Origin of the sequence: Hydrogenophaga sp. Root209, assembly GCF_001428625.1 — a bacterium.
Lineage (GTDB): Bacteria > Pseudomonadota > Gammaproteobacteria > Burkholderiales > Burkholderiaceae_C > Hydrogenophaga.
In genome coordinates, this window is the sequence record NZ_LMIE01000032.1 from 193,718 (window position 1) to 211,870 (window position 18,153).

Sequence of the window (18,153 nt, forward strand, 5' to 3'; positions counted from 1 at the left end):
ACCCCCAAGGAGCCACCATGACCAAACTGGTCCATGTCTGTACCCAGCGCCTGCTGCCCGCCGAGCTCATGCAGTTCCAGCCCACGGTGCGCAGCCGCGGCCGCACGCGTGCCATCGTTCCGCTGGGCAAACTGTGGATGAACGGCAGCACGCTGCGGGTGCGTTTCATCGGCGGCACAGCAGCGCAGCAGGCCAAGGTGCGCGAGCAGGCGCAGTGGTGGACGGCGCACGCCAACCTGAAATTCGAGTTCAACAACGCGTTGGATGCCGAGATCCGCGTCAGCTTCGACCCGGCCAAAGGCGCGTGGTCCTATGTGGGCACCGACAACCGCAGCATCCCGCTGGACCAACCCACCATGAACCTGGGCTTCATGGACGGTGGCACCGTGGCGCACGAGTTCGGCCACGCCATCGGACTCATGCACGAACACCAGAACCCGGATGGCGGCATCGAATGGAACGAAGCCGCCGTGATCCGCGACCTCTCGGGACCGCCCAACAACTGGAGCGAAGCCACCATCCGCCACAACGTGCTGAACAAGTACCGCGCCGACCAGATCAACGGCACCACCTTCGACCCCGACTCGGTGATGCTGTACTTCTTTCCCGGCAGCTGGGTGCAGAGCGGCGTGGGAACACGGGCCAACCCCGTGCTTTCCGCGCAGGACAAGGCCTTCATCGGTGGCGCCAAGGCCTACCCCAAGTCCGCACCCACGCTGCTCGATGCCCAGGAGCTGACGATCGGCGCCAAGCGCCGCACCTCAGCCGCCATCGGCAAGACGGGCGAGGAAGACCTGTTTCAGTTCAACGTGAAGACCGGTGGCAACCACATCGTGGACACGCGGGGTCCGACCGATGTCGTGATGAAACTCTTCGGGCCCGACAGCCCCACCGCCGTGATCGCCGAGGACGACGACAGCGGTGTGGGCACCAACGCGCTGATCCGCGCCAGCCTCATCCCCGGTCGCTACTACGTGCAGGTGCGCCACTACAACAAGGCCAGTGGCATGGGCAACTACACCTTGAAGGTGCGGCGGGCCTGAGCCCGCCGCCGCACTCAAGCCGCGACCGCTTCCGCCGTTTCAGACACCACCACCGGCTGGCGAATCAGGTAGTCGAAGGCGCTGAGCGCGGCCTTGGAGCCTTCGCCCGCGGCGATCACGATCTGCTTGTACGGCACCGTCGTGCAGTCACCCGCAGCAAACACGCCAGGCACATTGGTGTGGCCCTTGGCATCAACTTCGATCTCGCCGTAGCGGCTGAGGTCCACCGTGCCCTTGAGCCACTCGGTGTTGGGCACCAGGCCGATCTGCACGAACACACCTTCGAGCTCGACATGTTTGATGTCGCCACTCACGCGGTCCTTGAACGACAGGCCATTGACCTTGCCGCCGGCACCCGTGATTTCGGTGGTCTGCGCGTTCACGTTGATGGTCACGTTGGGCAGGCTCTTGAGCTTGCTCACCAGCACCGCGTCGGCCTTGAGCGCGTCGGCGAACTCGACCAGCGTCACGTGTTTCACGATGCCCGCCAGGTCGATCGCGGCTTCCACGCCGGAGTTGCCACCACCGATCACCGCCACGCTCTTGCCCTTGAAAAGCGGACCGTCGCAGTGCGGGCAGTAAGCCACGCCCTTGTTCTTGTACTCGGCTTCGCCGGGCACGTTCACGTTGCGCCAGCGCGCACCGGTCGAGAGGATCACGCTGCGCGCCTGCAGCACCGCACCGTTGGCCATCTGCACCTGCACCATGCCCCCCGCTTGCGCGGCGGGAATGATCTTGTCGGCGCGCTGCAGGTTCATGATCTCCACGTCGTAGTGGCGCACTTGCGCTTCGAGCGCGGCGGCGAACTTGGGGCCGTCGGTCTCCAGCACGCTGATGTAGTTCTCGATCGCCATGGTGTCGTTGGTCTGACCACCAAAACGCTCGGCCGCCACGCCCACACGAATGCCCTTGCGGGCGGCATACACGGCAGCGGCCGCACCGGCCGGGCCACCACCCACGATCAACACATCGTAGGGGTCCTTGGCACTGAGTTTGGCGGCTTCGCGTTCGTCGGACTTCACGTCGAGCTTGGCCACGATCTCTTCGAGCAGCATGCGACCCGAGCCGAACAGCTCACCGTTGAGGAACACCATCGGCACGGCCAGGATCTGGCGCTCTTCAACTTCAGCCTGGTACAGGCCACCGTCGATCACCGTGGCCTTCACCGCGGGGTTGAGGATGGACATCAGCGTGAGCGCCTGCACCACGTCCGGGCAGTTGTGGCACGAGAGGCTCATGTACATCTCGAAATTGAAGTCGCCTTCCAGACCCTTGATCTGATCGATCACAGCGGCCTCGACCTTGGGGGGGTGGCCACCGGTCCACAGCAGCGCAAGCACGAGCGACGTGAACTCGTGGCCCAGCGGAATGGCGGCAAACCGCACGCCGGTGGTCTCGCCTTCACGGGCAATCACGAACGACGGTTTGCGCGCGTCGCTGCCACTCTCGTCGAAGTTCACCAGGTCCGACAGCTCGGCGATTTCCTGCAGCAACTCACGCATCTCAACCGCGCCAGCGCTGCTGTCGAGCGAAGCAATCAGGCGGATCGGACGCTGCAGCTTGCCGAGGTAAGCCTGCAACTGGGTCTTGAGGTTGGTGTCGAGCATGAAATTCTCCTGAATGGGGTTGAGGCATCAATGCCGCCGGTGGATGGGCCAAAAAGGCCCATCGGGCTGCGGTACTAAGCAGTGCGGGAGGATCGCGTGAATCCACCCAGAATGCCGCTGGTCCGGCTCCGCCGGACCGCAGGCATTGCCCCCTCGAGGGGGTGACGCGCCGCAGGCGGCGGCGCGGGGGTGCTTAGATCTTCCCGACCAGGTCCAGCGAAGGCGTGATGGTCTTGGCGCCTTCGTTCCACTTGGCAGGGCACACCTGGCCTGGGTTGTTGGCCACGAACTGGGCAGCTTTCAGCTTGCGCAGGGTTTCCTTGACGTCACGAGCGATCGCGTTGTCGTGGATTTCGGCGGTCTTGATCACGCCTTCGGGGTTGATGATGAAGGTGCCGCGCAGCGCCAGGCCTTCTTCTTCGATGTGCACGCCGAACGCGCGGGTCAGCGTGTGGGTCGGGTCACCGATCAGAGGGAATTTGGCCTTGCCCACGGCAGGCGAGGTCTCGTGCCACACCTTGTGCGCGAAATGGGTGTCGGTCGTCACGATGTAGACCTCGGCACCGGCCTTCTGGAACTCGGCGTAGTTGTCGGCAGCGTCTTCCACTTCGGTGGGGCAGTTGAAGGTGAAGGCAGCGGGCATGAAGATCAGGACCGACCACTCGCCGCGCAGGCTGGCGTCGGAGACGGGCACGAACTTGCCGTTGTGGAAGGCTTGGGCCTGGAAGGGCTGAACGGTGGTGTTGATCAGGGACATGGTGGTTTCCTTTGTCGATGGAGTTGCGGGAATGGTGAACGGGGTACTGCATGAGCAGCGCTGAGGTGAACTATAGCCCATGTCTATCAATAATCTTTATTGATAGTCTCTATCCGATCAATAGTTGGAATGTTGCAACGCAGCACCAAAATCTCACCAGCGCGTTACATTTTAATGCGAATCGTTCTCGTTCTATATACAATTCCGGCTTCCAGCCAGCCAGGACGCAGCCGCGTGCAGCCAGCCGAAAACCTTTCAGCTTGTTGACACCATGTCCCATCGGAAATCCCGCCTGCGCCCCACCCACGCCCTCTCTGCGTCATCGACGCCCTCGACCGCCTCCGCGGCCATGTTGCCGTTGGGCGCCATGCTCCTGGCCGGCTCCTTGAGCGCCATGGCGCAAACCACACCATCGAACACGCTGCCCACGGTGACCGTGCGCGAGCAGGCTGAGGCGCCGGAAGGCAAGGACGCACTGCGGGCGACGGAAACCGGTATCGGCAAGGGTCGCCAGCAATTGCGCGACATTCCGCAGTCGGTGACCGTGGTGACCGAGAAGCTCATCGACGACCGCAATCTCGACACCGTCAAGGAAGCGCTCAAGAACACGGCCGGCATCAGCTTCCTGGCGGCCGAGGGCGGCGAAGAAGACATCCGCCTGCGCGGCTTTTCGCTGCAGGCCACGGGTGACCTGTTCATCGACGGCGTGCGCGATCCGGCCTTCTACGAACGCGACACCTTCAATCTCGACCGCATGGAGGTGCTGCGCGGCTCGGCTTCCATGCTGTTCGGTCGCGGCTCCACCGGCGGCGCGGTCAACCAGGTCAGCAAGGTGCCGCGCCTGATCACAGAACACCAGGTCGACCTGACCCTGGGCAGCCATGCCTACCGCCGCGTGCAGGGCGACTTCAACATCCAGACCGGTGAGAGTTCGGCGCTGCGCCTCAACGCCATGGTGACCAAGGCCAACAACAACGGCTCGGGCGCCAGCCTCGACAAGAATGGCGTGGCCGTGGCCTACCGCTGGGGCATCGGCGAGCGCGACGAGTTCCAGGCCAGCCTCTACAACCTGGACAACAACAACGGCATCAACTACGGCATCCCGTTCATCGCGCCTTATGCCGGCGCGCCCGCCACCGAGCGCGTGCTGTTGCCGCTGGATCCCAAGAACTACTACGGTCTGGCCAGCGACTACAGCGACGGCAGCGCCACCATCGCCGGTTTCAGCCACATCCACCGCTTCGACCGTGAAAGCGAAATCAAGACCCAGATCCGGGTGGGCCAGTTCAAGCGCGACCAGCGTTCGGGTGCGATCCGCTTTGCCGCAGCAGGTTTCCAGCCCGGCGGCGTGACGCCCACCTTGGCCAATCTGAGTCCCGACACCGTGTTGCAGCGCAACCTGCACCTGAAGATCCAGGACATGGACAACGTCCACGTGCAGAGCGACTACAACGGCAAGTTCGAAGCGCTCGGATTCAAGCACGAGATCCTGGCCGGCGTGGACGCGTCGCGCGAAGAGAAGACGGTTTACGCAGCGCGCAATGCCGCGCAAGGCGGCGTGGTGCCAACCAAACCGCGCACCACCATCGGAACGCCCAGCGACGGCGCCTCCGTGGACGAAGCGTCACGCGTGCTGCGCGTCAACAACCAGTACGTATCGACTGGCTGGGGTGCCTACGTGCAGGACGTGCTGCAACTCACCCCCACATGGAAACTCGTGGGAGGTCTGCGCTACGACAACCTCAGGGGCGACTACGACACCTTCACCATCCCGAACGCCGCGCCAGGGCCGGTCACCACCAACAGCTACCGCATGAAGGTGTCCGAAGTGAGCCAGCGCGTGGGTGCGCTGTGGCAACCCAACGCGCTGCAGTCGTTCCACGCCTCGGCAGGCACCTCGTTCAACACCTCGGGCGACGCCTATTCGCTGGGCGCAAGCAACGTGGACACGCCGCCCGAGAAGAGCATCAACCTGGAGATCGGCGCCAAGCTCGATTCGGCCGACAAACGTTTCACCACGCGCCTGGCGGTGTTCCGCTCGACCAAGCTCAACGAGCGCAACACCGACCCGGATCTCCCGGTGGTCACGCTCTCGGGCAAGCGCCATGTGGCCGGCTTTGAAGCCGACATTGCCGGGCGTCTCTCGCCGATCTGGGAAGTCTATGGTTCCTACATGTGGATCCCCGTCGCCCATGTGGACAAGGCCGCGCCTTGCCCAGCGTCGGGCGCGTGCACACAGAACACCCCGGGTGAACGCGTGGGTGACCGTCCCTCCCTCACGCCCGAGCACAGCGGCACGGTCTGGAGCACCTGGCAGCTCACGCCCAGGTTCCGCTTCGGCGCCGGCCTGAACTTCCGCGGCAAGCAAAAGCCCACCCGCTCCGAGTTCCACGTGCCCAGTTACGTGACCGCCGACCTCATGGCCGAGTACCGCTTTGACTTCGAGAACCTGATCCTCAAGGCCAACCTGACCAACGTGACCAACAAGCTGTACGCCGACCAGCTTTACCCCGGACACTACATTCCGGGTGCAGGCCGCACGCTGCAAGTGACCGCCAGCCTGAAGTTCTGACACGTCCGTTCTCCAAGGCTTGTGCCGCCCCACACGTGTGGGGCGGCTTTTTGCCTTTTCTCCACGACACAAGACCACAAGATCCCATGCTGCTGACCTTGCCCGACATCCTGAGCCCCGAAGACCTGCGCCAGGCCCGCCAGGCGCTCGCGCGCGCGCCCTGGGTCGACGGGCGCGAAAGTGCCGGCAGCCAGGCCCGGGAGGCGAAGAACAACCAGCAACTGCCGCACGACTGCGAGGCGGCGCAAGCCATCCGCAACCTGGTGCTGCGCGGGTTGGACCACAACCCGCGCTTTTTCTCGGCCGCGCTGCCACTCAAGGTCTTCACGCCGCGCATCAACCGCTACGGCGGCCCTGCCAACGCCTATGGCAACCACATCGACAACGCGGTGCGCGTGCTTCCCGACGGCCAGCGCGTGCGCACCGACATCTCGTGCACCGTCTTCCTGAACGATCCCGCCGACTACGACGGCGGCGAGCTGGTCGTGGCCGACACCTACGGCGAGCACCGCATCAAGCTGCCAGCCGGACACGCCGTTATCTACCCCGGCACCAGCCTGCACCAGGTGAGGCCCGTCACGCGCGGTGAGCGACTGGCCTGCTTCTTCTGGGTCCAGAGCATGGTGCGCAGCGACGAACAGCGCCGCCTGTTGTTCGACCTCGACATGAACCTGCTCGCGCTGCGCCAGCGCCATGGCGAAACGCCAGAAACCACCGCGCTCACCGGCACGTACCACAACCTGTTGCGGCAGTGGGCAGACACATGAAGTCCGAGCCTGGATCCAACGTCCCCAACATCCTGCCCGACGGTGTGGTGAGTCTGTCCGACCACGAACACCACGCACGTATGGTGCTCGACGACGCGGTATGGGCCTACTTCAACGGGGGCGCGGCTGACGAGATCACCTTGCGCGCCAACACCCAGGCCTGGCAAACCATTGAGCTGCTGCCGCGCGTGATGCGCCCACTCGCAGGCGGCCACACCCGCATGAACCTGCTGGGCCGCGAATGGGCTCATCCCATTCTGGTCGCGCCCATGGCCTACCAGCGACTGGCCCATCCGCACGCCGAGCAGGCCACCGCGCTCGCCGCTGCCGCGCTCGGTGCTGGCCTGGTGCTCAGCACCCAGGCCAGCACCCTGCTCGAAGACGTGGCCCGCACCGTCCTGCCCGAAGCAGACCGCGGCCCGCTGTGGTTCCAGCTCTACCTGCTCCCCGACCGCGGCTTCATGCAAGCACTGGTGCAGCGCGCCGAAGCGGCCGGGTTTGAAGCCCTGGTGCTCACGGTCGACGCCCCGGTGCAGGGCGCACGCGATCGCGAGCGCCGCGCTGGCTTTCGCCGGCCTGCGGACATCACGGCGGTCAACCTCGCCGGGCGCGTGGCGCCCACACCGCTCTCCCTGCTGCCCGGACAGAGCAAACTGTTCAACGACCTTATGACCCACGCCCCCACCTGGGACGACGTGGCCTGGCTGCGCTCCATCACCCGCCTGCCTGTGCTGCTCAAGGGCGTGGTGCACCCGGACGACGCACGGCAGGCGCTGACCTGCGGCGCGGCCGGGCTGATCGTCTCCAACCACGGTGGGCGCACGCTGGACACCATGCCCGCCACCGCCACGCTGCTGCCGCGTGTGCTGCAGGCGGTGGCCGGTGATGCGCCGGTGCTGGTGGACGGCGGCATCCGGCGTGGCACCGATGTGCTCAAAGCCATGGCACTTGGCGCGTCCGCCGTGCTGGTCGGCCGCCCGGTGCTCCACGGCCTGGCCAACGCGGGCGCCACGGGCGTGGCCCATGTGCTGCGCCTGCTGCGCGACGAACTCGAAATCGCCATGGCGCTGACCGGCTGCCGCACCCTGGCCGATGCGCCAGGGGCACTGCTCACCCCCGGTTGATGAGCGTTGAGTGCTCCTTTTTTGTCAGATCATGCAAATACGAAGCATTCTCGTTTAGAATCACTCCCAGCGATGACCCACCCATCACCATCTTCGAAAGGACACCAAATGACCACCGGACTTGTCGCCTTCGGCACCAGCCTGATCTTGATGTTGTGCGCGGTGTAGTGGATCTTCCGCGCCTGATGCACTCACCTCCCACGCCGCTAAACTGATGAGCTCATCCAGCGCCACCCTGGCGCCGCCCTCCTCCCCCATGCCTGACGCCATGCCCACGCACTTGCACCGCCGTCTGGCCATCGTGCTGGCGGTGGTGGCATTCCACGTGGGCGCCCTCTGGGCACTGCAAAGCGGCCTGCTCAGGCGTGCTGTGGAACTGGTGATCCCGGTGCAGGTGATGGCCGAGTTCATTGAGCCGCCGCAGCCGCAGATCGAGCCGCCGCCGCCCGCCCCGCCTGTGGCCACGCCCACACCGCCAAAACCGAAGCCCCGGCCGGTGCCCCAGCCCCTGCCGCGGCCGGTGGCCACGCCCACTCCCGAACCATCCACGCTCGCACCGGTGGTGCCACCCAGCCCGCCCGCTCCACCCGCGCCCGCCGAGCCGGTGGTGGCCGCAGCGCCGCCATCTCCACCCGCCCCCCCGGCGCCGCCCCGCATCGAACTGCCTTCGAGCAGCGCCGACTACCTCAACAACCCCCGCCCGCCCTATCCACCGCTGTCCAAGCGCCTGGGCGAACAGGGCAAGGTCGTGGTGCGGGTCTTCATCGACGTGGACGGCACCGCCTCACGGGCCGAAGTGCGCAGCTCCAGCGGCTTCGAGCGCCTGGACCAGACCGCCCTTCAAACCGTGCTTCGCTGGCGCTACGTGCCCGGCAAACGCGCTGGCGTGCCCGAAGCCATGTGGTTCAACGTGCCGATCAATTTCGTTTTGGAATAAACCCGCCCCCAGGAGTCAGAAAAATCATGGAACCGCAACTCGCCACATCGGGCATCGCCCACGTCTGGACCCAAGGTGACTGGGTCACCCGCTCGGTGGCCATCGTGCTGCTGCTCATGTCGCTCGCCACCTGGATCATCATCCTGTGGAAGGCGTTGGATCAGCGCGCCCAGCGCGCGCAGGCCATGGGTGTCGAAGGCTTCTGGCACAGCGCCGACTTCGCCGAAGGCCTCGACAAGCTCGGCTCGCCCGAAGGCAATCCGTTTCGCGCCGTGGCACTTGAAGGCCGTGAATCCACCCGCCACATCCTGCACAAGGATGGCCACAACGGCTCGCCGCCGCAGCGCCAACTGCACGACAGCCTGGACGTGAGCGACTGGGTCGAGCGCTCGCTGCGCAAGAGCGTGGACGACTTCACCGCGCGTGCCCAGAGTGGCCTGTCGGTGCTGGCGTCGGTGGCCTCCACCGCGCCCTTCGTGGGCCTCTTCGGCACGGTCTGGGGCATCTACCACGCGTTGCTGGGCATCGGCGCCGCCGGCCAGGTCAGCATCGACCAGGTGGCCGGCCCCATCGGCGAGGCGCTGATCATGACCGCGCTGGGCCTGCTGGTGGCCATTCCCGCGGTGCTGGGCTACAACGCCCTGGTGCGTGGCAACAAGGGCATCAGTCACCAGCTCAACCGCTTCGCGCACGACCTGCACGCCTATTTCGTCACCGGCGCCCGCGTCACCGCGGGTGGTGATGGCAAGGTGCTGCCGATGAAGAAAGCCTGAAGAGGAACCACACCATGGCCATCGGAACCCAACAGGACAGCGACGACATGATGAGCGAGATCAACATGATCCCGTTCATCGATGTGATGCTGGTGCTGCTGATCATCTTCATCATCACGGTGCCGGTGATCAAGCACGCAGTCAACATCGAGTTGCCACAGGCCAGCCTGGAGAAGGTGCAGGACAAGCCGGAGAACATCCGCCTGTCGGTGGACGCCGACGGCACTTACTTCTGGAACGACCAGCGGGTGGACGACGCGGACTTTGCGAACCGCCTGCAGGCCGCCGCCGCCCAGGAGCCACAACCCGAACTGCACATCCGGGGCGACAAGGCGGTGCGCTACGAGCGCGTGGCTCTGGCCATGGCCACGGCGCAGCGCACCGGCGTGCGCAAGATCGGTTTCATCACCGAACCCGTGCCATGAACACCGAACCTCGCCCAGACCCCAGCCGGGAGCCCGCCCCGGCGGTTCGCGACACCGAACCCAGGGAAGACGCTTCGCCTTCCCTGACCAGCGACTCGCTGCTGCGCGGCCAGAAGGCCGTGACGATCAGCCACAACGGATCCGTCTACCGCCTGCAGGCCACTCGCCAGGGCAAGCTGATCTTGACCAAATAGTTATTTGAATCGTGGGGCGACCTCGGAGAATTCATCATCCCCGAGCGTCGTTTTTGACCAGCCAGGGGGCGATGTGCCCCGGTAGCCAGGTCTTTTTTCGGAGTGGAAGGTCGGGCTTCAGAGTCCGATGGCGGCGATGCCCGCGCGTGCAATCTGCGCGTCTTCGGTCGACTTCACGCCGCTCACACCCACCGCGCCCAGGCATTGGCCGTCCTTCATGATCGGCACACCGCCTTCAAGCATGCCCGAGATGAAAGGTGCGCTCAGGAACGACACGCGGCCCTGGTTGATCACGTCTTCATAGACCTTGCTCTCGCGCCGGCCCATGGCTGCCGTGTGGGCCTTGGCCGGGGCAATGTGCGACGAGATCGCGGGTGCGCCATCCAGACGCTGCAGGCCCAACAAGTGGCCGCCGTCGTCCACGATGGCGATCGTGACCGCCCAGTTGTTCTTCAGCGCTTCAGCTTCGGCAGCGGCAGCAATCAGTTTGACGTCGGCGCTTTCCAGCATGGGTTTGTTTTTCATGAACTTAAGTCCTGGTGGGATGTCTGATGAAGGTTGCAAGCAGGGATTGTGAGTTCCCGCGCGCACATGGGGAACGATACCGCGACCATTGAGGGTCATGAGGTCACAAGTGACCTTACCAAAAGACCGGTTTCCACCCCTGTGCGCACCAGGCGGATCGTCGCCCTACAATGCATTTCCACCGGTTGGGCGTCATCCCGATGTCCAGACACCGGCCTCCGTGTCAGATGATGAAGGAGTCACCACCATGACCGACCAAGTCCACACCAGCGGCCGCTTCGGCACCGCGGTATCGAGCGATGCGCTGCGCAACAAAGTCATGCGCAACACCTACTGGCTGCTGGCGTTGTCCATGCTGCCGACCGTGCTGGGCGCCTGGGTGGGCGTGCAGACCGGCATCACCGCCAGCCTGGGCGGCGGCCTGGGGCTGATCGTCTTCCTGGGTGGTGCCTTCGGCTTCATGTTCGCCATCGAAAAGACGAAGAACTCGGCAGCCGGCGTGCCGGTGCTGCTGGGCTTCACCTTCTTCATGGGTCTCATGCTCTCGCGCATGCTCGCCACGGTACTGGGTTTCAGCAACGGATCCAGCCTGATCATGACCGCGTTCGGCGGCACGGCCGGCGTGTTCTTCGTCATGGCCAACCTCTCGACCTTGATCAAGCGCGACATCTCGGGCATGGGCAAGTGGCTCTTCGTGGGCGCACTGGCCATCATGATCGGCGCGATCATCAATGTGTTCGTGGGCAGCCCGGCCGCCATGGCAGCCATCGCCACCATCGCCATCGGGGTGTTCAGCATGTACCTGCTGTACGACCTCAAGCGCATCGTGGACGGCGGCGAGACCAACTACATCACCGCCACCCTGGGCCTGTACCTGAGCCTGTTCAACATCTTCCAGAGCCTGCTGATGCTGCTGGGCATGTTCGGCGGCGAGCGCGAGTAAGCGGACCCGGCACTCAGAAAAAAGGACCTTCGGGTCCTTTTTCTTTGCCGGAGCGTGTCCGTCGCCAATCGGGTGTCAAGTTCTCGGAGCAAACGCCGAAACAACGGGGAACCGACACCGAACACCATGCGACACACAGCCCTCACCGCCTGCCTTCTTGGTACCGCCAGCCTGCTGGCGGGGTGTGACGCTCTGGGCGTCGAAAGCGCCAGCCAGGTGGCCGCGAAAAAGGAAGCCGAGGGCAAGGCCATCGGCAGCGCCTGCCGCCACGCGGTGCGCAGCATCGAGGATTGCTTTGGCGGCTACCCGCGTGCCGGCAAGGCCGCCGTGTTCGCTGGCTGGAAAGAGATGGACGAGTACATGCGCGAGAACGCCATCGTCGGCATGCCGGCCGAGCCGGCGCCAGTAGAAGATGCATCCACTGCCGGTCCGAAAGCCCCCGCCGACGGCGGCAAGCCGGCACGCACATCCTGAACCGACGACACGCCGCGCCGGCTATTCAGGCGCTGGGTCGTGGCCGGGCAAGCGCGTCGGGTCCAGCTCGAACACCGCCATGCTCTCCACATGCGCCGTGTGCGCAAACATGTTGATCACCCCCGCCGCCACGCAGCGGTAGCCCGCCTGGTGCACCAGCAGGCCCGCGTCGCGCGCCAGCGTGGCCGGGTTGCAACTCACGTAGACGATGCGCTGCGGCGGCGTCCAGCCACCACGCTGAGCCGGGTTCTGGTGCAGGTCGGCGAGCGCCTTGGCCAGCGCAAAGGCGCCCTCTCGCGGTGGGTCCACCAGCCACTTTTGCGCCGTCCCGTCGGACACCAGCAGGCCTGGCGTCATCTCGAACAGGTTGCGCGCGGCAAATGCGGTGGGCGCGAGCGCAGTACCCCGCCCCGCCTGGTTCAGCGCCAGGTTCTCGCGCGAACGTGCCACCAGCGCCTCGCTGCCCTCGATGCCCAGCACTTCACCAGCGGTGGTCGCGATCGGCAAGGTGAAATTGCCCAGGCCGCAAAACCAGTCGATCACGCGTTCGTGCCTGCGCGCATCGAGCAGGCGCAGGGCACGTGTGACCAACACCCGGTTGATGGCCGGGTTGACCTGAGTGAAGTCGGTCGGCTTGAACGGCATGGTGATGCCGAATTCGGGCAAGGCGTAGCTCAGCAAGGGGCCGTCCACATCCAGCAGCTTGACCGTCTCCGGCCCCTTGGACTGCAACCACCACTGCACACCATGCTGCTGGGCAAACGCGCGCAACCGGCTGATGTCGTCCTCGCTCAGCGGCTCCAGATGGCGCAGCACCAGGGCCGTTACTTCGTCGCCACAAGCCAGCTCGATCTGCGGACAGGTCTCGCGCGCGTCCATGCCGAAGATGAGTTCGCGCAGCGGCATGAGCATCTCGCTCACATGGGCGGGGAGCACCGGGCAGACCCTCATGTCGGCCACGTAGCGGCTTTTGCGCTCGTGAAAACCGATCAGCACCTCACCCTTCTTGTGCACGTGGCGCACCGACAGGCGCGCGCGGTAGCGGTAGCCCCAGGCCGGCCCTTCGATCGGGCGCAGCATCATTTCGGAGCGGACCTTGCCCAGATGCCAGAGGTTGTCTTCCAGCACGCGCTGCTTGATCGCCACCTGGGCGGACTCGTGCAGATGCTGCATCTTGCAGCCGCCACAGGCTCCGGCGTGCAGGCCGAAGTGCGGACATCCCGGGCGCACGCGCTGCGAAGACTCGTGGTGCACGGCCGTGACGACACCGGCCTCCCAGTTGTTCTTTTTGCGATGCACGTTGACGCTGACTTGCTCGAAGGGCAAGGCGCCTTCGATGAAGACGACCTTGCCATCGGGCCGGCGTGCGATGCCCTGGGCATCGATGTCAAGGGATTCCACCGCGAGCCAGCCGTCAGGCAATGGGCTCTCGGGTGCGTCGTGGGCCGCGGCGTTGGCGGTGGTGAGGAGGCTGTTTTCGTGGAGGGTGGCGGCTGTCGTCATCCCTCGATTGTCTCAGGCCCACGCGGCCAGATATTCATCCCAGTGCGATTCGCTGGCCGCCAAGTTCCCCAGCGTGTCCTTCACCATCGCAATCTCCTGCTCGTACTCGGCCTCGGTCAGCCCGCCGCGCATCTTTTGGAAGCGGCAGTACACGAGGTAGGTGTTCATCACGTCGGTTTCGCAGTAGCGACGGATGTCCTCGGTCTGTCCGGCGAGGAACTGCGCATACACCTGTGAGCCGTCCATGCCCAGCTTGCCGGGAAAGCCGCAGAGCTTGGCCATGGCGTCCAGCGGTGCGTTGTTCTTGGGCGAGTACATGGCCAGCAGATCCATCAGGTCCAGGTGGCGCATGTGGTAGCGGCTGATGTAGTTGTTCCACTTGAACTCGCGGTCGTCCTCGCCGAGGTCCCAGTACTTGCTCGCTTCCACCCCGTGGCGCAGACCGCGGTAGTGCAGCACCGGCAAGTCAAAGCCGCCGCCGTTCCAGCTCACGAGCTGCGGCGTGTGCTTTTCAACCGCATGAAAAAAGGTCTGCACCACCCTGCCTTCGCTCTGCCCGTCGCGGTCCACAAACGAATGGATGCGCAGGCCTTCGGCGTTGCGAAAAACGCAGCTGATGACCAGCACGCGCTGCAGATGCAGCGGCATGAAATCGCTCTGACCCTTGGCCCGGCGCTCCTCCAGCCAGCTGGCGTAGACCTGCCCGTCGGTCAGATCGGCCGGCGCGGCGCGCAGGGCGCGCAAGCCGTCGATGTCGGGGATCGACTCGATGTCGAAAACAAGAACGGGCCAGGCCATGGTGGCCCCGGTTCAACGCTTGGGCAGGTAACCGATCGGATCGACCGGCTTGCCCAGGCGGCGCACCTCGAAGTGCAGCTTCACGCGATCGGTGTCGCTGCTGCCCATCTCGGCGATCTTCTGGCCCTGGCGCACGGCTTGGTCTTCGCGCACCAACAGGGCCTGGTTGTGCGCGTAGGCCGTGAGGTAGGTGTTGTTGTGCTTGAGGATGATCAGGTTGCCGTAGCCACGCAGACCGGCACCGGCGTACACCACACGGCCATCGGCCGCGGCCACCACCGGGTCACCGATCTTGCCGGAGATGGACACGCCCTTGTTCGTCGTCTCGTCGAACGAAGACACCACCGCGCCCTGCGCAGGCCACACGAAACTGAGTTCGTCGGCGCCGGCCGAGGCGGGCGCAGGGGCCGGCGCCGGCGCCGGAATGGGAGCCGCTGCGGGTGCGGTGTCGGTGAGCGGGCGTGAGACGACGCCGGCCGGGCTCACCGGCGTGCTGGCCACGGCAGGCGCTGAATGCGGCGCTGGCGCAGGCGGCTGCACGCGCAGCACCTGGCCCACTTCAATCGCGTTGGGATTGGCCAGGCTGTTCCAGGCTTGAACATCGCGCCAGTTCTGGCCATTGTCCAAAGCGATGCGAAAGAGCGTGTCGCCCGGTTTCACGGTGTAGTAACCGGGCTTGCCGGCGTTCTCGGCGCCGGGCAGGGGAACGATGTCTGCGGGTCGGACCAAGCCGCGGTCTTCCACCGGAGCAGGACCCGACACACGCCGGGTGGAACAACCCGCAGTGACCAGCAGGGCCGCCAGAACGGTCAGAACCGCGGCGCCACGCCAGGCCGAACGACGCGATTCGAGGGGCAGGCCTGGTGCCTGGGGAAAACGCATGTACATGAAAACTCCCAACCAATGGACGGGACACGCCAGCAGGCTGCCCCGATTGAAAAAACGCTGCCGCTGCTCAGGGCAGCGGGACACTCATGCGATGCCCGATTTTAGTGGCACAAAAAACACCGCCTCCAGCTCGGTGCGAACCACGCCGGTGGCGGTTTTGTCCACCACCACCAGGTTTTGCTTGCCCGCTGCGGTCACGGCCGGTGCCACCAGCCGACCACCCACCGCCAGCTGGTCGATCCAGGCTTGGGGGATGTCGTTGCCACCAGCGGCGGCAATGATGGCGGCATAAGGAGCACCTTTGGCGTACCCCAGCATGCCGTCACCGAACAGCAGGTGCAAATTGGAGACGCGAAAGGCGCGAAGGTTCTCGCGCGCTTTCTCGTGCAGGCCGCGCAAGCGCTCGATGCTGTAGACCTCGCGCGCCACATGGCTGAGCACGGCGGCCTGGTAACCGCAGCCGGTACCGATCTCAAGTACCCGGCCGAGTTTGCCCACGTGGCTGGCGCACAGCAGCTCAATCATGCGCGCCACCACGCCGGGCTTGGAGATGGTCTGGCCCAAGCCGATCGGCAGGCTCGTGTCTTCATACGCCTGATTCACCAGCGCGGTGTCGACAAACCGGTGGCGTTCCACCGCCTGCAAGGCTGCCAGCACGCCTGCGTGGCTCACGCCCTGCGCCTGGATCTTGCGCACCATGGATGCGCGCACGGTCGATGAGTCCATGCCCACGCCGCTGGGCACCACAGGCCGCGTTGCGGCGAGGGCCTTGATGGCCGGACGTGGCACCGGTTTGGCCGCAACCAGTGCGGGCTGGGAAGCCCGTGCCACCGGCTTGCGCACGGTTGGCGGGTGCGGGACCACCGGCAGCCTGGCCGGAAAGCCTGGACGGGCCTTGCCGCCGTCTTTCAAGAAACCGCTCCACCCGTGGGTTGCACCACGCCTGGTGCCGACAGGCTGGCAGCGGCCGGTGCCCAGTAGGCCAGCCGCTCGTGGTCGGTCAGGTCCACCTTCAACGGTGTGATGGTGGCGTAACCCTGCAACGCGGCGTGGAAGTCGGTGCCATCGGCGTCGTCCTTGGCCTTGCCGGCACTGCCGATCCAGTACATGGTGTCGCCGCGCGGGTTGGTCTGCGAGATCACCTGCTCGGCCGCGTGGCGCCGGCCCAGACGCGCGACCTTGAAGCCCCGGATGTCGGCCAGTGGGCGGTTGGGGATGTTCACGTTGAGCAGCCAGGGTTCGACCGGAGCCCCGTTCTCCAGCGATGGCAGCAACTGCGACACGAGGCGCGCCGCCATCCGGCCCGCGTCCTCCAGGTGTCCCCAGCCCTTTTCGGTCTGCGAAAACGCGATGGCCGGAATACCAAAGAGGTAACCCTCCATGGCGGCGCCCACGGTACCTGAGTAAATGGTGTCGTCGCCCATGTTCGCGCCGTTGTTGATGCCCGAAACCACCAGATCGGGCCGGTAGCCCAGCAGGCCGGTGAGCGCGATGTGCACACAGTCGGCGGGCGTGCCGTTGACATAACGGAACCCGTTGTGCGCGGTGTGCACGTACAGAGGGGAATGCAGGGTCAGCGCGTTGGATTTGGCACTGTTGTTGTGCTCGGGCGCCACCACCTCCACATCGGCCAGACCCTTGAGGGCCTCATACAGCGCCACGAGACCGGGCGCCTGGTAACCATCGTCGTTGGAGATGAGAATTTTCATTGCCACGATTTTAGGTGGGTTCCCCCCGGTCACGCTTGAGACAGACAAGGGGCTTACCCGCTGCAATCGAGGTCGCCTGCCTGCCTATCATGGACCGATCATCGACCCAACCACCGAGGAGAAGGCATGCACGCCTGGCTTTGTGAAAACCCCGTGGGCGTTGACGCCCTGACCTGGAAAGAACTGCCCACGCCCGAGCCCAAGGCGGGCGAGGTGCTGATCGAAATTCAGGCCGCGAGCCTGAACTTCCCCGATCTCCTGATTGTGCAGAACAAGTACCAGATGAAGCCCGCCCTGCCCTTTGTGCCGGGCTCCGAATACGCCGGCGTGGTGCGCGCCGTGGGCGAGGGTGTGAAGCACCTTCAAGTGGGGCAGAGCGTGGCCTGCCTGAGCGGCACCGGGGGCTTCGGCACGCACACCGTAGCGCCCGCGGCGCTGTGCATGCCACTGCCTGCCGGTTTCCCGGCGGTGGACGCGGCCGCCTTCATCATGATCTACGCCACCTCGTGGCACGCCCTCATGGACCGCGCAGCGCTGAAAGCCGGCGAGACCGTGCTGGTGCTGGGCGCCGCTGGCGGCGTGGGCACGGCGGCGATCCAGATCGCCAAGGCCGCCGGCGCGCGCGTGATCGCCGCCGCCTCCAGCGACGAGAAGTGCGAGCTGTGCAAACAGCTCGGTGCCGACGCCACCATCAACTACAGCGTGCACACGCCCAAGGAAGGCCTGCGCGATGCGATCAAGCAGCTCACCGACGGCAAGGGCCCCGACGTGATCTACGACCCGGTGGGTGGTGACTTCGCCGAACCTGCTTTCCGTTCGATCGCATGGCGCGGCCGCTACCTCGTGGTGGGCTTTGCCAGCGGGCCCATTCCTGCCCTGCCCCTGAACCTCACCCTGCTCAAGGGCGCGAGCATCGTGGGCGTTTTCTGGGGCGACTTCGCGCGCCGCGAGCCCAAGGCCAACGCCGAGATGATGCAGGCCCTGGCCGTGATGTACGCAAAAGGACAGGTCAAGCCGGTGATCGACCAGACCCTGCCCATGAGCGAATTGCACAAGGCCTACGCCATCATGGGATCGCGCTCGGTCAAGGGTAAGCTCGTGATGGTCAACTGAA

19 protein-coding genes are annotated in these 18,153 nt (G+C 65.3%); 11 read left to right on the top strand and 8 right to left on the bottom strand.

The genetic code is table 11. The features are described 5' to 3' along the window. The first annotated feature begins 17 nt into the window (after positions 1–17). Positions 18–1,043 (top strand): M12 family metallopeptidase, encoded by a 1,026-nt coding sequence (locus tag ASE11_RS22140; protein WP_056276903.1) that lies wholly within the window; start codon positions 18–20, stop codon positions 1,041–1,043. 14 nt (positions 1,044–1,057) lie between these two features. Here ASE11_RS22140 and ahpF read toward each other — a convergent pair whose 3' ends face one another. Next, positions 1,058–2,650, bottom strand: coding sequence for an alkyl hydroperoxide reductase subunit F (gene ahpF, locus ASE11_RS22145; protein ID WP_056276908.1), 1,593 nt, complete (start codon positions 2,648–2,650; stop codon positions 1,058–1,060). Positions 2,651–2,843: 193 nt separating this feature from the next. After that, on the bottom strand, positions 2,844–3,407 hold the full coding sequence (gene ahpC / locus ASE11_RS22150) for an alkyl hydroperoxide reductase subunit C (protein ID WP_056276910.1): 564 nt from the start codon (positions 3,405–3,407) through the stop codon (positions 2,844–2,846). A gap of 271 nt (positions 3,408–3,678) precedes the next feature. Between ahpC and ASE11_RS22155 the strand changes: the two genes are divergently transcribed. The 7 genes from ASE11_RS22155 to hemP all read left to right on the top strand — a co-directional run bounded on the left by ASE11_RS22155 (position 3,679) and on the right by hemP (position 10,199). After that, the gene (locus ASE11_RS22155; RefSeq protein ID WP_056276912.1) at positions 3,679–5,979 is read left to right on the top strand and encodes a TonB-dependent receptor; all 2,301 of its coding nucleotides are present in this window, start codon (positions 3,679–3,681) and stop codon (positions 5,977–5,979) included. An 86-nt stretch (positions 5,980–6,065) separates the two neighbouring features. Beyond that, positions 6,066–6,746, top strand: a complete 681-nt coding sequence (locus ASE11_RS22160; RefSeq protein WP_056276915.1) for a Fe2+-dependent dioxygenase — start codon at positions 6,066–6,068, stop codon at positions 6,744–6,746. Then, positions 6,743–7,870 carry an alpha-hydroxy acid oxidase gene (locus ASE11_RS22165; protein ID WP_056276918.1) on the top strand — a complete coding sequence of 376 codons (1,128 nt, stop codon included), beginning with the start codon at positions 6,743–6,745 and terminating at the stop codon, positions 7,868–7,870. The genes ASE11_RS22160 and ASE11_RS22165 overlap by 4 nt, the downstream gene beginning before the upstream one ends. Before the next feature lie 214 nt (positions 7,871–8,084). Then, complete coding sequence (locus ASE11_RS22170; RefSeq protein WP_082585946.1) at positions 8,085–8,807, top strand: energy transducer TonB; 723 nt, start codon at positions 8,085–8,087, stop codon at positions 8,805–8,807. Between the two features lie 26 nt (positions 8,808–8,833). Next, entirely contained in the window at positions 8,834–9,580 is a 747-nt protein-coding gene (locus ASE11_RS22175) for a MotA/TolQ/ExbB proton channel family protein (protein ID WP_056276921.1), read from the top strand. 14 nt (positions 9,581–9,594) lie between these two features. Further along, complete coding sequence (locus ASE11_RS22180) at positions 9,595–10,005, top strand: ExbD/TolR family protein (RefSeq protein WP_056276926.1); 411 nt, start codon at positions 9,595–9,597, stop codon at positions 10,003–10,005. After that, positions 10,002–10,199, top strand: coding sequence for a hemin uptake protein HemP (gene hemP / locus ASE11_RS22185; protein WP_056276929.1), 198 nt, complete (start codon positions 10,002–10,004; stop codon positions 10,197–10,199). Before ASE11_RS22180 ends, hemP begins: the two co-directional genes overlap by 4 nt. 117 nt (positions 10,200–10,316) lie before the next feature. On the opposite strand, the gene ASE11_RS22190 is transcribed toward hemP, so the two are convergent. Beyond that, on the bottom strand, positions 10,317–10,724 hold the full coding sequence (locus ASE11_RS22190; RefSeq protein ID WP_056276932.1) for a GlcG/HbpS family heme-binding protein: 408 nt from the start codon (positions 10,722–10,724) through the stop codon (positions 10,317–10,319). Between the two features lie 247 nt (positions 10,725–10,971). On the opposite strand from ASE11_RS22190, the gene ASE11_RS22195 reads away from it, so the two are divergent. Together ASE11_RS22195 and ASE11_RS22200 are read left to right on the top strand one after the other, a co-directional pair. After that, positions 10,972–11,667, top strand: a complete 696-nt coding sequence (locus ASE11_RS22195) for a Bax inhibitor-1 family protein (RefSeq protein WP_056276935.1) — start codon at positions 10,972–10,974, stop codon at positions 11,665–11,667. Between the two features lie 126 nt (positions 11,668–11,793). After that, positions 11,794–12,141 (top strand): hypothetical protein, encoded by a 348-nt coding sequence (locus ASE11_RS22200; protein ID WP_056276938.1) that lies wholly within the window; start codon positions 11,794–11,796, stop codon positions 12,139–12,141. A 21-nt stretch (positions 12,142–12,162) separates the two neighbouring features. Here ASE11_RS22200 and rlmD read toward each other — a convergent pair whose 3' ends face one another. From rlmD to surE, 5 genes are all read right to left on the bottom strand, one after another. Beyond that, on the bottom strand, positions 12,163–13,644 hold the full coding sequence (rlmD, locus tag ASE11_RS22205) for a 23S rRNA (uracil(1939)-C(5))-methyltransferase RlmD (protein WP_056276940.1): 1,482 nt from the start codon (positions 13,642–13,644) through the stop codon (positions 12,163–12,165). A 12-nt stretch (positions 13,645–13,656) separates the two neighbouring features. After that, on the bottom strand, positions 13,657–14,442 hold the full coding sequence (locus ASE11_RS22210) for a 3'-5' exonuclease (RefSeq protein WP_056276943.1): 786 nt from the start codon (positions 14,440–14,442) through the stop codon (positions 13,657–13,659). A 12-nt stretch (positions 14,443–14,454) separates the two neighbouring features. Continuing rightward, the gene (locus ASE11_RS22215; protein WP_235501413.1) at positions 14,455–15,330 is read right to left on the bottom strand and encodes a peptidoglycan DD-metalloendopeptidase family protein; all 876 of its coding nucleotides are present in this window, start codon (positions 15,328–15,330) and stop codon (positions 14,455–14,457) included. Between the two features lie 84 nt (positions 15,331–15,414). Beyond that, positions 15,415–16,194, bottom strand: coding sequence for a protein-L-isoaspartate(D-aspartate) O-methyltransferase (locus tag ASE11_RS22220; RefSeq protein ID WP_414842480.1), 780 nt, complete (start codon positions 16,192–16,194; stop codon positions 15,415–15,417). A gap of 44 nt (positions 16,195–16,238) precedes the next feature. Then, positions 16,239–17,039 (bottom strand): 5'/3'-nucleotidase SurE, encoded by an 801-nt coding sequence (gene surE, locus ASE11_RS22225; protein WP_056276945.1) that lies wholly within the window; start codon positions 17,037–17,039, stop codon positions 16,239–16,241. A 126-nt stretch (positions 17,040–17,165) separates the two neighbouring features. On the opposite strand from surE, the gene ASE11_RS22230 reads away from it, so the two are divergent. Continuing rightward, the gene (locus ASE11_RS22230; protein WP_056276948.1) at positions 17,166–18,152 is read left to right on the top strand and encodes an NADPH:quinone oxidoreductase family protein; all 987 of its coding nucleotides are present in this window, start codon (positions 17,166–17,168) and stop codon (positions 18,150–18,152) included. Position 18,153 lies beyond the last annotated feature (1 nt).